This is a genomic window from Pseudobacteroides cellulosolvens ATCC 35603 = DSM 2933, assembly GCF_001262605.1.
GTDB lineage: Bacteria > Bacillota > Clostridia > Acetivibrionales > DSM-2933 > Pseudobacteroides > Pseudobacteroides cellulosolvens.
The window spans coordinates 3,730,165-3,744,131 of sequence record NZ_LGTC01000001.1 but is presented as its reverse complement, the minus strand read 5'-3'; the positions used below and the strand labels follow the sequence as shown (position 1 = coordinate 3,744,131).

General features: G+C 33.5%; 10 protein-coding genes. 6 read left to right on the top strand and 4 right to left on the bottom strand.

The features are described from left to right. The first annotated feature begins 261 nt into the window (after positions 1–261). The 4 genes from Bccel_RS29695 to Bccel_RS15245 all read left to right on the top strand — a co-directional run bounded on the left by Bccel_RS29695 (position 262) and on the right by Bccel_RS15245 (position 3,195). Positions 262–444 carry a hypothetical protein gene (locus tag Bccel_RS29695; protein WP_152966028.1) on the top strand — a complete coding sequence of 61 codons (183 nt, stop codon included), beginning with the start codon at positions 262–264 and terminating at the stop codon, positions 442–444. Next, positions 437–1,279: a class I SAM-dependent methyltransferase gene (locus Bccel_RS15255; protein ID WP_036942095.1), complete on the top strand. Its 843-nt coding sequence runs from the start codon at positions 437–439 to the stop codon at positions 1,277–1,279. Before Bccel_RS29695 ends, Bccel_RS15255 begins: the two co-directional genes overlap by 8 nt. Before the next feature lie 258 nt (positions 1,280–1,537). Beyond that, on the top strand, positions 1,538–2,356 hold the full coding sequence (locus Bccel_RS15250) for a copper amine oxidase N-terminal domain-containing protein (RefSeq protein ID WP_050753509.1): 819 nt from the start codon (positions 1,538–1,540) through the stop codon (positions 2,354–2,356). 71 nt (positions 2,357–2,427) lie between these two features. Next, the gene (locus Bccel_RS15245; RefSeq protein ID WP_050753508.1) at positions 2,428–3,195 is read left to right on the top strand and encodes a hypothetical protein; all 768 of its coding nucleotides are present in this window, start codon (positions 2,428–2,430) and stop codon (positions 3,193–3,195) included. A 53-nt stretch (positions 3,196–3,248) separates the two neighbouring features. Here the strand turns inward: Bccel_RS15245 and Bccel_RS15240 are convergent, their stop codons facing one another. Genes Bccel_RS15240 through Bccel_RS15230 form a run of 3 tightly spaced genes read right to left on the bottom strand, consistent with a single transcriptional unit; the run spans position 3,249 to position 6,111 of the window. Further along, entirely contained in the window at positions 3,249–4,835 is a 1,587-nt protein-coding gene (locus tag Bccel_RS15240; protein ID WP_036942091.1) for an Ig-like domain-containing domain, read from the bottom strand. A 17-nt stretch (positions 4,836–4,852) separates the two neighbouring features. Next, a complete protein-coding gene (locus Bccel_RS15235) occupies positions 4,853–5,353 on the bottom strand; it encodes an anti-sigma factor (RefSeq protein ID WP_036942089.1) in 501 nt (166 codons plus the stop codon). An 11-nt stretch (positions 5,354–5,364) separates the two neighbouring features. After that, entirely contained in the window at positions 5,365–6,111 is a 747-nt protein-coding gene (locus Bccel_RS15230) for a hypothetical protein (RefSeq protein WP_036942086.1), read from the bottom strand. A gap of 303 nt (positions 6,112–6,414) precedes the next feature. On the opposite strand from Bccel_RS15230, the gene Bccel_RS15225 reads away from it, so the two are divergent. Further along, the gene (locus Bccel_RS15225) at positions 6,415–9,525 is read left to right on the top strand and encodes a stalk domain-containing protein (protein ID WP_050753507.1); all 3,111 of its coding nucleotides are present in this window, start codon (positions 6,415–6,417) and stop codon (positions 9,523–9,525) included. Positions 9,526–9,758: 233 nt separating this feature from the next. Here Bccel_RS15225 and Bccel_RS15220 read toward each other — a convergent pair whose 3' ends face one another. Beyond that, positions 9,759–12,761, bottom strand: coding sequence for a tetratricopeptide repeat protein (locus Bccel_RS15220; protein WP_036942083.1), 3,003 nt, complete (start codon positions 12,759–12,761; stop codon positions 9,759–9,761). A 361-nt stretch (positions 12,762–13,122) separates the two neighbouring features. Here Bccel_RS15220 and Bccel_RS15215 point away from each other — a divergent pair, with 361 nt between their 5' ends. Continuing rightward, the gene (locus Bccel_RS15215) at positions 13,123–13,866 is read left to right on the top strand and encodes a Dps family protein (RefSeq protein ID WP_050753506.1); all 744 of its coding nucleotides are present in this window, start codon (positions 13,123–13,125) and stop codon (positions 13,864–13,866) included. Positions 13,867–13,967 lie beyond the last annotated feature (101 nt).

The following is a 13,967-nucleotide window of genomic DNA, read 5'->3' as shown; positions in this document are numbered from 1 at the left end:
GGAATATCAAAGATCCAGAAATATAAAATAGGCTTCAACACTATATTAGTTGGGTATTAAGCCTTTCTAGAAAAGGGAATAGAAAATTAAAATCTAAGTATTTGGTGGGTAGGGATGTAGATAATAATCCGTAATAAACATTGCAGATATAATGGTTGTAGCAAACCACTTCAATCAAGAAATAGAAGGCTAACCTAAAATAAGTATTATTGAGAAGGCTTAACTGAGGGACGAAAAGTGAAATAGTAGTACTACAGGGGAATGGTTCTTATATCGAAAGCTTTAGGATGGAGTGAACATTATAGTATGAATATTTATGTGTTGTCAGTAGTAAGTCCATGCTATAAAATGGATACGGAGAAAGAAAAAGCCACACTTGTTGAGGATAGAAAAATAAAAGACGTTTTGTACATTAAAACAAAAGGAGGAAAAGAATATGAGTAATGTAAAGCCATCAGAAACTGCAATGATAATGGCCTCTCTGCGTGCTTTGTCGAATTTTGAGGAAGAGGAAGCGGTTAGGACCAATGATATGATTGCGGCTTGTTTTTTGCCGGAAGATCGGAAATCAGTCTTGGAGGATAAAAACGAACGCAATAAGATAAAATCAATGATTCCCAAAGGCTTGTACGAATACGTAATCTCAAGAACCAAATACATAGATCAAGTTTTTATTAATGCTTTCAAAAACGGTATAGAACAAATGGTATTTTTAGGTGCGGGCTATGACAGCCGACCATATAGATATAATACTTTAATTGGAAATACAAAGATATTTGAAGCTGATACTAAAGCCACGCAAGAATACAAGAAACACATACTCATTAAAAATGGAATCGAGATAAGAGAGAACATAACATATGTTGGAGTAGATTTTGAAAAAGATGACTTATTCAAATTACTTTATGAAAACGGGTATGATGCCATAAAAAGAACACTGTTTATTTGGGAAGGCGTTACGTTCTATTTGTCCGAAACTACAGTGGTAGAAATGTTGAAAAAGATACGTGAAAATTCGATTGCGGGTAGCCAAATCTGCTTTGATTTTCAAACAATAGCTGGCAAAGAAGATCTGATAAGCACAGGAATCAAAGAAGAGGAGATTAAATTCGGGATAGAAGCAGGGAAAATTGATTCGTTTGTTGCTGAAAATGGGTATGCCACTGTTGAACACATCAATTCAAGTGGAATGGAAAATAAGTTTTTGACACTGGAGAATGGGATATTGTTTGGATCAATCGCTCAGATAATGAATTTTCTATTGATTGAAAAGAAATGATAATGTCCTTCATAAAACAAAGCCATTACATTGTGGCACGCGGAGCAGGAGCAAGAAGTATGCGTGCCTTGGGTGTTGTCACATTCCTTCACAGGGAGAAAAGTTCGGAATGGAGTTTAAAGAGGCTGAATTTTATGAATTTAACAATACAACTATAGAAATAAAATAACAAAGAAGAAACAAGGTTTACATGATATAGTAGCAAAAACAGTAGTATTTAAAAAATAAATATGAATAAAAAAGTTGGGATGGTTTATTATGAAGAGAAGAGCTGTTTTATTGTGCTTAGTAATTCTAATTATTATTACTGGTAGTTTATATTCAAATGCTACACAAATTATATTGAAAGTTAATTATCCCAAAATGGTACTGGATAATGATGAAATAGATATAGGATATTATGAAAAAGTTGTACCGGTTATAGTAAATAACAGAACCATGGTGCCCATTAGATCAATTGTTGAGGTGCTGGGTGGCGTTGTTAATTGGGATGATAGCGATGAAAAGATTTCTATTGAGTATAATGACAGGAAAATTGAAATGAGGGTAAATGATAACAATATTACTGTTGATGGTGAGGACAAGTATTCTGACGTTCCTCCTATGATTGTAGATGATTGGACAATGGTTCCATTGAGATTTATTTCAGAAAATTTTGGTCTTTTAATTAATTGGGACAGCAAAAATAAGAAAATTACCATAAAGACTAATCAACAGGATTTCGAAAAATATAAAGGGCAAATATCTTTTTGGCATTACAATGTTGAAGAATTGACTGGTATGGTTAAGGCTTTCAATAAAGTGTACCCAAATATTACCGTTAATTTAACTGTTAATACCCTGAAAAATATGGAATATCAAAATAAATTAACAGCTGCAGTAAGGGCTGGTTCTCAAGTGCCGGATATTTTTGCCTCTGAAGGAACTTTTGTAAAACGATTTGTTGATGATAATGATTTTTATATGGATATAAGTGACAGAGCAAGAGAGTTATCTGGAAATATGGTGACCTATACAGTTGATTTGGAACAAACTATCGAGGAGAAATTAAGGCCCTATCAAATCAAGTTTCAGTAGGGTCGATTATTTATAAAAAATCAGTTGCTAAAAAATACTTGGGGACAAATGATCCAAATAAGATAGCAGGGATGTTTTCTACAGAAGAAAATATGCTGGAAACTGGAAAAAAGATTAAGGAAAAAAGTAAAGGCAAAGTTGCCGTATTTTGTTCTTGGGGAGATGTCGAAAAAATGTATTTGGGAGGCCGATCAGTAGGATGGGTAGTGGATGGCAAATTGCAGATTGACCAAAAGGTTCAAAGTTTTATAGACCTTGCTAAAAAGATAGTGTCAAATAAATATGAGGCAGGCTATAGCGAGGGGACAAGTGGATATAATGCTGCTATTGCAAGTGACGAAAGTTTCCTTGCAACCGTTTTACCTCCGTCAGGAATAAGCCAAATAATTGGTAAAATTGATAGAAAGGCTTATGAAGGCGGAAGGTGGGGAATAGCAAAGCCGCCATTTCCATTTGGGTGTGGTGGAACTTGGTATGGGATTAGCAATAGTTCCCAGGAAAAAGAGTTATCGTGGAAAATGTTAAAGTTTATTACAATAGATACATATGCTATGAAAGATTGGGTAGTAAAAAATGATGATTTACCAAATAATATATATTTGTTAAGCAAAAAAATTCCTTATAGCAGATATGTTGATACCAGCTTGGCAGAATTTTATGATCCTATAATGAGAGATGTCAATTATAAAATAAATTCCAAATATGATGATATGATTAATCAATCGTTCAATAAGGTTTTAAATGCATATCTTAATGGTAAAATAGCTTCAAAAGCAGAATTAATTAAACAGTTTAAGAGCGATGTAGAGAATTTAAATATCATAGAAGTTGATAATTAGAATCAATATTTGTGAAGAATATGATTGAGTAGGGCTGATGAAGATTAGCCAAGCTAACTTCCAGTTTGGAAACTAAAACTATACATACTGTTGACTATCCCGACTCCATTTTCTATTGCACCCTCTGGAATACGAATGGTATATTTGGTTAATGGCAGCAATCCTTCAACAGATAAGGTTAACGAGCTTCCGCTGCGATCCACCTTTTTTTGAGTGATTTTTGCTCCTCCAGTGATTGTAATATTGTTTAAATAAAAACCGGGTTCCAGTCCCAATTCGTTAAAGACGATATGGATTTGTGAATTCAATGGAACATTGGCTTGACCGGATGATGGTATGGTGCTTGTAACAGAAATAAACTCACTTGAGTTTTTTGCTGTAAATGTATAATTGGTAGCTTTATTAATCATACCATTACTACCTGTTAGTGCTCCTTCAGGGATGATTAAGGTGAATACTGCACCATATTTAGCCCAAAGATTAACTGACAGAATATTTTTCGTACTATCAATTTGTTTGCTCAGTATCTTACCATTGCCGCCCCTGATTTCTATATTCTCGAAATTAAAACCTGGTTGCAGGTTTTTTGTATTGAAGTAGAATAAAAAATCGGTTTTATGTATATCAACAATATCACCATTTTTAGGTAAAGAGCTGGAAATAGAGAATATATTCAGCTTTTCTGGTGTGTTTAATGGCATTTTTGATGGATCTACAGTGATGAAAGTTGGGGCAGTTGTATTGCTGCCTGACGGTTCAATTTCTTTAGGAGCCTCTAATTTTGCTGAAGTTGGGGTGCTTGCAGAAATAGAAGGTTGTTTTAAATTATTAATTAAAGTCGTAGGAGTAATTGTTGGTATATGTTCAGTAATAAAGCAGGATAAGGTGTTTTGAGGAGTAATTATATTGCTGTTTTTATTATCGGCAAGTACTTTTTCATTGCTGGAATCAGTGAAATTTAATGCTGTTTTTATACCTATGGATATTACGCTTATAATAATCAAAGCTGCAATAATACTGAACAAGAAGGTTTTGCTTTTAACCTTTTTTTGAGAAAAGTTAAGTTCAAAAACATTAAAAAGATCATTTATTGTAGATAAGGCAACTATTTTTAGATTGGAATTTTCAATTTCCTCATCTAATACGCTATCCTCATCACGTAGCTGTTTGAGATCTGATAAGTTGTCACTTGGAATTAGCATAATGTTATCCTGTGTCTCAGAACACAGCTTTATTGCTGCACTAATTTTCTTATCAAGCCCAGATATTTTTTCTATCTTGCCGGATTTGCTGATAACACCTGTGGAAAATATCGATTTGGGTTTATTGTATGTGACTAATTGGTTTTGTTCAATCAAATATGAAAACAGGGAAGCCGCAAATGCCAGGTCTGTACTGCTGCCGGTTACATCTTTCTCAAAACCCCGAAACCATATGGATAATTGGGACGGTATCATGTCTGTATAATCGGCAAGCAAAAAATATGCTTCCTTAATTCCTTTATCGCAGGATTCCCTTATATTATCAGAGACACTTCCAAGGTATGAAATCTCAACCCTCTCACTTTTGCTGTAGGGTTGAAGGAACTTCAAATTGATTTTTTCTGCTTCTTTATTATCAAAAAGGGCATAAACGTTCATATAAATTCACCAATCTATTATTTTTCAACTTCGACTCTGATGGAGACATCCTTTAAGTCTATCCGATTATGTATTTCTTCCCTGGCAAAGCCATTAACTATGGGAGCCTTAATAATAACGCCATCTTCATTTTCAATTATCAGTGTCCCATGAAGGTTTTTGTCAAGGACCTGCACTTCAATCATAAAGCTGTTCTCATGCAAAAAAGGAACAACCTTAATGGTGTACTTTCCATCTTTAGTTGTAGCGATAGCCACAGAATTATTGTTTGCACTGCTTGCAGCAGGCATTGACAAAATATCTTCATTGCTGTTTTTGTAACATTCAAAGAATTCAGATTTAGCTTTAAGTGCTTTTAAAGATTCATGGTATTCTGTCAGCCGTCTGACTTTTTTTAGACACTCATCGCATTTTGAAATATGTATTTCGATATCAACTATTCTCTGAATATCAATATCATGATCAATGTATTGACTAAGAGTGATTTCAGTAGGGCACTCTATTTTTTTGATTTCCATAGTTTATTACCTCACATTTCAGTTTTTACAGGGCTGACACTATTCATATTCTTTAAAGCATTATTGAGCACTTTATTTTTAACCTTATTGCACCAATCAGCAATATCATGTTCACGATTCTTACCATAATACAAACTCAGTAAGGTGTTTCCTGTAACCCAGTTCATATATTCTGAAAGCTTTTCAGCTGTAGCCCAATCTTTTTTTGATGTATTAGTTTTTAGCTTATTGCTTAGCTTTTCCTTCATTCTGATAAAATACATGTTTACCAGGAATGCAGGTAATTGGGATTGCGATGAATACTCGTTCACAAAGGAAGTAAATATTTTTTCCAGCGTTGAATCAGATAAATCATCTACAATACGGCGAATTGTCCAACCCTCAATAAGTGTCCTATAACAAAAAATGATAGTTTGGTGAGGGTAGCCTGCATTAATTATATCATTGATAAGCCTCTTTATCTCGTGATATGAGGGCATATTGTAAACAATCTTAAAATTATTTATGTCAGTCTCATTCAGGTATTCTGAATACTTTTCTTTCGTCTCATCATATAAGTACCTTATTCGCTTGGAAATTCTATCTTTACCGCTAGAATCACAGGAATAGGGATAGCAATGATAATAGGACATCATATATATATTAGATTTAAAATGCAACCAGCGTACTAAATCATCATATGAACGATTGTTTATATCAAAATTAATTTTTATTACACTGTCGAATATATCATTAAAGTCCCGTTCCCAAAGAGTCATTCTTTTTATATAGCCTCTTAGAAATTCTACTAACTCAGGATATGCACTTACGGTATTGATATGAGATACCTCCCTCTAATACATTTATTTGACTATAGAAATCAAGCTAAAACTGTTGGGTATTTGCTTTGCCGAATGCAAGGCTTATTAACACTTTTAATCTAGATTATAGCAGAAAATTATAATTTGTTGTACCTATGAAAGAAATCTATACATAAAATGCTTTATTATGGTACGATATTAGAAAAAACTTGATATATGATAGATATAAGTAATAAATAAAAATTTAAATAGGAGGTACTTATGAAAAAAATTAATAAAAGGATTATAAGCTGTATTTTAATTATCAGTATTGTACTATCGATTTTATCACCAAATGCAGCGGTTGGTGATTCAAAACTAGGACTTATGTATGACATTGCATATGGAAATAGTACATATGTTGCTGTAGGGCAGAGAACAATAATGAGGTCAACAGATGGTGTTAACTGGTATGACGTTTATGATGATGTAAAGGGCTATTACTTAGGGGTTATATGGGATGGTGAAAAATTTATTATAGTTGGGTCAAGAAGCTTAATACTAACATCTACTGATGGTGAAGTATGGCAAAAAGTTAATGTAGGCTTCAATTTTGTGGAGATGCACGGTATAGCTTATTCAGGAAACAGATATGTAGCTGCCGGAATGTCAGAAATTATTTATTCAGATGATGGTGTTGTATGGTCAAAAGTCAATTCCGGATTAAATTTTAATTTGGACTGGTGTAATATAAGAGGGTTAGTATGGACTGGAAAACAATTTATAGCATATGGCTGTGGGCAGGAAAATGAATATAGCGGATACAATATGTCAATTATTTTGGTATCTGAGGATGGAATTAACTGGACGATGAGATATAATGATACAGAAGGTTGCATTACAAGTATTGCTTGGGACGGGGAGAAATATGTGGCAGTTGGGTCCGCTCCAGATATAAGCAAGCCTGTAGTTTGTGTTTCAGATAACGTATTGGAATGGCATTTAGCTAGCACAAATGATTTGGAACTTTTTAAGTATGAAAGCCCAGAGTGTGTAATTTATACGAATAATTGTTTTATGGTATTTGGAGATGACGGAGTTTTCTCATCGGAAGACGGATCTAATTGGAAAAAGGTCTACTCTACAAATTCTAAACAAATACATCAAGTAATATGGGATGGAGTGCAATACATAGCTGTTACTCAAAATGATATATTTGGGAAAATCATGGTTTCTGATAACTGTAAAAACTGGACTGATTGTATACCGGTATCAAGAATTGCGTTCAATAGATATATCTATTATAATGGACAAAAAAATAATCTTGATGCATCTCCTTTTGAATTGGAAAATGAAATTATGGTACCAGTTAGAGCAATTGCTGAAGCTATGGGAGCAAGTGCTCAATGGGACGGTAATAGACAAGAGATAATACTAATTTCAAATAATGATAAATTAATAATGAAAATTGGCAGTAGTGATTGTGTGTTTAACGAAATGAAAGTTACAGCAACAAAAGCACCTGTTATAAAAGAGGGAAGGACTATGCTTCCTTTGAAGTTTATAGCAGAAATATTTAAATGTGAAGTAGAAATTGATTATATAAAAAGAGAAATATCAATTAATCGTACCCCATCATCAACCCAATTAACAACACCAACACCAACAGCAACTGCCACTGCCACAATGTATATACCAACAATTACACCCAAAACCCCATTTAAAACCTCAACCCCGACTGCAACAGCAGTAATAATTACACCAAAGACAACAGTAACAACAACTATATTACCAACAACAAATTTGTCAACATCAATACCAGTATCGTCGGTTCCGTTAACTCTACCTACACCTACTCCGACGCCTGATATCACTAATACCGAAGAAAAATATATGAATCTTGTAAGCACTTCTGTTAAAGATGGGCAAAAAGACCTAGGAAGATGTGTACGTATTGATTTTAATTTTGATGAAGTTATCGAGAGCGGCTCACAATATATAGGCAAAATTCTATTGGAGGGGGGGAAGGCTGAAATATTGCAGACTGTAGTTTATTCTGCTCCCCTAAAGAGATTTACTGTTGATTTAATGTTGGAATATGGTTGTCAATATTCTCTACATATTACTGAAGGGGCATTTAGAAGCAAAGATAATAAAATGAACAAGCAAATTACTTTAAACTTATCAACAAGAGAAAACAATGGCAAATTTAAAGGTGTTTTCGTAGAACGGATTTTACCAGTTGATAAAAGTGATAAAAGAATTAATCCTTCAGTTTATTTTGATGATTTAAATCTTTTACCCGGTGATAACTTCAATAAAATAAAAGTGAGCAATGGAGCTAAAATTTGTGACAAAAGTTTCCTTTACAGTAGAAGATTTCTTGATTTGCTGATAGACCCGGGAAAACTAAAAAACGTTACTGTAACAATTCCTGAGGGAGCGATTAAGACAAAAGATGGGCTTATAAATGAAGAATATACATTTGTTCTAGAAGGTACAGCTGGGCCGGATTACCTCAATATTGTTTCCACAATTCCTCAAGATGGTAGATCTATTTCAATTTCAGACAATTTGGTAAAAATAGTATTTAAAGGCATAGGACTAAAAGCAAGTCACAATTTTGACAAAATATCTATTTCAAATGATGCTTTAATTGAGTATAAGCAGTTTGACAAATTCGGTAGCATGCTTTTATTAAAATTATCTAGAATTCAAGGCAATAAGAAATATAAAATTGATATTCCAGAAAATGCTGTTGTTGATGAAAATGGTGCAGTAAACTCTCGTTTTTTGCTTGATTTCAGCACATATGAAGGACATTGTTTTAAAGATGTTTCTCCAAACCATTGGGCTAATAGTGCAATTGAAGAAATGGCTAACAGCTTTATTTTATCGGGTTTTCCTGACCGAACCTTCAAACCTGACAGTTTTGTAACAAGAGAGCAGTTTGCGAAGATAATGGTTCTAGCACTCAAACTTGATCTCACTTCTTCAAAAATGGAAAGTTTTGTCGATGTATCAAAAAATGCTTGGTCATATAACTATATTGAGACGGCAAAAGCCTATCTGACAGGGTATAAAAACGGCAATTCTTATTTATATAAACCAAATGAGGATACAGTACGTGAGGATATTGCTGTTGCTCTTGTAAAAGCATTAAAGCTTGAAAATATGATTGTAGATTTAAAAGAGCTTGACAGTATATTTAGGGATGTGAATGACATTTCGCCCAACTTAAAAAAATATGTGCTTATTGCTTATAAAAGCAAGCTGATAGCAGGTTATGATGACAAAACTTTCAGGGCAAAGAGTAAATTGACTAGAGCTGAAGCATCAATGCTTTTATACCGTATAATTAAAAACTGGACACCTGAGAAAGTTACCTTCTAGAGTGTATGTTGATAATGTATGCATATATGTGATATTAGTGGTTTTACGTAATACCCCTACTTTTAATTTTAGTAGGGGTATTCATGTGTACTGGCCCATTAAAGATATTGAAACCCATATTGACAAGTCTGTTAAATGTTTAAATGGAACAAAGACAGATGTTAAATGAGTTGTGATATAGAAGTAGAGAACAATACAATTTAGGTGATGAAATGGGTCTATATCACAGTTCTTCATTTTCGTCTCTTTTTTATAAATATATCTTCTAAACTTCTAAGTGCAATGACCCTTTCTGATTCATTTTCTATATCAACACTTTTTTTAAGTGCTTCGGAGCAATACTTCTGTGCATTGTCAAGATTTCCATTTATATAATAACATTTTCCAATCATATTTAAAATTCTGACTTCTTCATTTATATCACCTGTACCTCCATTCAATTCCAGTACTCTAAGGTAAGATTCAAGAGCTTTGTCGAATATCCTAAGATAAAAATATGTCCTCCCTGTACAATTAACCACTTCTGCTTCAAGTTTTTTGTTACCCGTGCTTCTATATATCCCTGCCGCCTGGTTCATATACTCCAGCCCAAGAAAGGTATTGCTCCGGGATAAAAAGAAACTGCCAATTTGATATAAAATATTTGCCTCTACATTTTTACTAGATGTTTCTCTGATTTTAGATAAGGCTTCCATATAATACTTTTCTGCAATCATATAATTTTTTAATTCAGAGTAAATAATACCCAGATTCTTCAAACATATCGCCTCATCCACAACTAAGCCTGATTTTTGACTGGCTCTAAATGCTTTTAAATAAAATCTTGCAGCACTCACATAATCATTTTCCTTGAAATGTGTTTTTCCAACAAACTTTAAATATCTAATCTCTTTATCAGGTTTTCCTGTTTCTTTGCTTATACTTACAGCTGTAAAATAGGCATTTCTAGCGGAAGAAAAATCATTCTTCCTTTCATGACACGCACCTAAATAATCAAGATAATCCATCTCTCTTTCAGTATCTCCAATATTTTTGCTGATTTCAACTGCTTTTTTATAATATATGATTGCAGAATCCAGATCACCCGTATTTACATAAATGGATCCTACTTTTCTATAATTTTCAGCAGCTTTTTCTCCTTTATCGGCTTCCATATGTAAAACTGCCGCTCTTAAATATCTGAATACTGCATTATCAAAATCTTCTTTGCTATTGTAAAAATTGCCCATGCATTCATTTACGTTTGCTTCATCATTCTTACTTCCTTCTTCAACAAAAATGTCAATAATATGCTTGTATAGATTTATGCCTTCAACAGAATTATCATTAAGACAATATGCGGCCGCTATAGCACTCAAGGCACATGCTTCATTTAGTTTATCATTAGTATCCCGTGATATGTCGGCAGCCTTTTGGGCAAAAAAAATAGCCTGTTCAAAGTAGTTCTTGTCAAGTAAACGAGCTGAAACCTCTATTAACAAATCCGCTTCCTTCGATTTATCTCCAATATCATTATAAAAGTCTATGGCTACCTTGTAATTTAACAGCATCTGGTCATAATCCTTGAGATTATAATACTCATCTCCGATATTAAGCAATCCTTCAATTGCTTTTTCCATATCTCCGATTTCCTCGTATACTTCTACCGCTTTCCTATAAAACTTTATTGCTTCAAAAAATTCCTCCTTTTTTCTTAATAGTGCGAAAATCTCCTCATATTGTTGAGCTTCTTCATGCCTCTTGTCGGCATTTTTATAAATATCCGCCGCTTGTATGTAGTAATTAACAAATTGCTGCAGGTCTCCTTTTTGATAATATAGTTCACCAATACGAATCAATTTGTTTTCCAGACAAAAATATTCTTGGGTTTTCTTATCTATTTCAACAGAACTTGACAAGTATTCTAATGCGTTATCAAAATTCCCTTTACAATAATAAAGATAACCAATTCTCCAAAGACAGTGTGATTCATCATCCAAATATCCCAGTTCATTGAATATTTTTTGCCCTTGCATGGCATAATCAATTGATTTATCTATATCATTTATATAGTCATCACTCAATCCCAATTCAGTAAGAGTGTTGGCTTCCAGTTGTTTACATCCTATATCCCGGTAAAAAGCAAGAAACTGCTGGTATAATCTAATTGAATGTTCAAATTCACCTTTTTTGTCATAGATAAAAATCTTGGAATAATTATAACTTAAAGCTATTCCATTATCCTTATAACGTGTACTGCAATATATTTCATAAGATTGCTTTTGATACATATTGTAAAGCTCGTCCAGACCTTTAGCTTTAAAAATCATGCCAAGGTTTGCAAGATCAACAGCTTCACCTGTTTTATAGCCAATTCTTCTGTGTTCTTGAAGTGCTTCCCAAAAACAATTATAGGACATATCAAGTTCACCCATATCATAATATGTTAAGCCCAAGTTTCCGAGAATGTTGGTTAAAAGCTGGTGATTGCCGAAATTTTTGCATGTTCGAAGCCCATCCTCAAAGTATTTTGCAGCATTTTTCAATTCTCCCTTTGCTCTATAGATCAAAGCAGCATTCATTAATTCCGATATCAGCAACGAGTTATGTTGAATATCATTTAATATGGAAGCTGAATCTAAATGATACTTTAGAGATTGCTCCATATCTTCCTTAGACAAAAATGCAAGTCCTATTCTACTCAGATGCTTTGCTTCCAGGTTCTTACATTCTGACTTCCTAACAATTTCAAGTGCTTCACAATGATATTTTATTGATTCGTCAGGCAACCCTGCATCAGAATGTATAGATCCCAATGAATGCAAATAACCTAGCAGATCTAATCCGTCATTATTCCTTTTTGTTTCAAGAGAATTTGATAGGATACTTATTAGCGAATCTATATCCTTCTTATCACACAAATACAACCCATTACGAAATATATCTGTATCATCATCATCGTTCCTGTATCCTATAATTCTATGGAGCTCAAGTAGCCTTGAATAACACTGGCGTGATTTTTCATAATCACCTTTTCTATTCATGTATAAAACAATTTCGCAATAAACCAATATAAGGTATTTATGGTTTAATTCGGACAAACTCAAGTACTTTGCTATGTTTTCTTTATGTTCTTCCAGAAGGATATCTTTGGGTAAGTTTTGATCATTGTCTGTATTTTCGCTTTTATTATTTATGTCTTCCAGCCAAAGAGTCAGCTCTTTATTGTTTTTTGAAAAAAATTCTTTTAAATACATAATGCCTCCAAATTGACAAAGAAATTATTCAGTTATCTTTTTTACATACACATAGTAATATAGCTTTACAACAAGCTCTTTTTGATTTGGGTCAGTTCTATACCAACTGGCATAATTCCAACATTTCTATAAAGAGACCCTTCATATATACTATCACGCATTTTCAATTTTGGAAACCGTTGGTTTATATACTCACTTTTAATGAAGCGTCATTGAATAGGTAACCGCCAACATCAGCAATTGCTAATAAGAAGGGTATGAGTACCAATGAGATCAATTTTTGCGGGCTTTAGGGGCATTAATATTTATTTTATATTAGGACAAAATAACCATGGAATATAATTTAAAGGAGTTGTAAGTAATGGAACCAGTACAAACTACATCACAAGTACCCAATGATATTAAAGCCACAATGAAGAATGTCGGCAACTTCCAAGGAAGATTTAACTTGGAGAAATCAGGATTCAATGAAAACATGCCTGGGCATAAGACAAGCCATGATATGATTCTTAGGCAGCAGCCAAGGACTGTTAAACAGGAAGGATCAGGTATCAACCTTCCTTATGAAGTACGTAAGGAAATGGCATTAATGTTGGATGATCATCAATGTGCATTAAGTGTTTCACTACACCAGTATAACAAACACCATTGGATGTCGGAAGGTGCTGAAGGGTTTATAAGTCTTCATGAATTACTTGAAGAACATATTGAAAAAACAACAAAGCATATTGATGAAGTAGGAGAGCGTGTTACAAGGCTAGGAGGAGTACCGACCGCACATCCGGTTACGCAGCATGAACTTTCCTATATAAAGCATGAAGTGGAAGGCAGATATAGTATAAGGGATTTTCTTAGAAATGATTTGGAGCATGAATTGAAAATCCAGCAAATGTTAAGGCAGACTATAAAACGTGCTCATGATCTTGAGGATTTTGGTACTGTGGAAACCTTGGAAGAAGTATTAAAGGATCGTGAAGATTTGGGATACCATCTCTATAGTGTACTTGAGGATGATTCGTTAGTAAGAGGCATGAATCATTTGATGGATAGCAGCAATCAGTTAAAGGGCGATGGCAATATGAATTACAGTAATAAATTACAATAAATAAAATACAATTAAACAAATTACAATTAAATAAATTGTAATAGAATAAAGGATACTTGCGATAATGCTTTTATACTAATAAGCTACTTATCATAGTATCC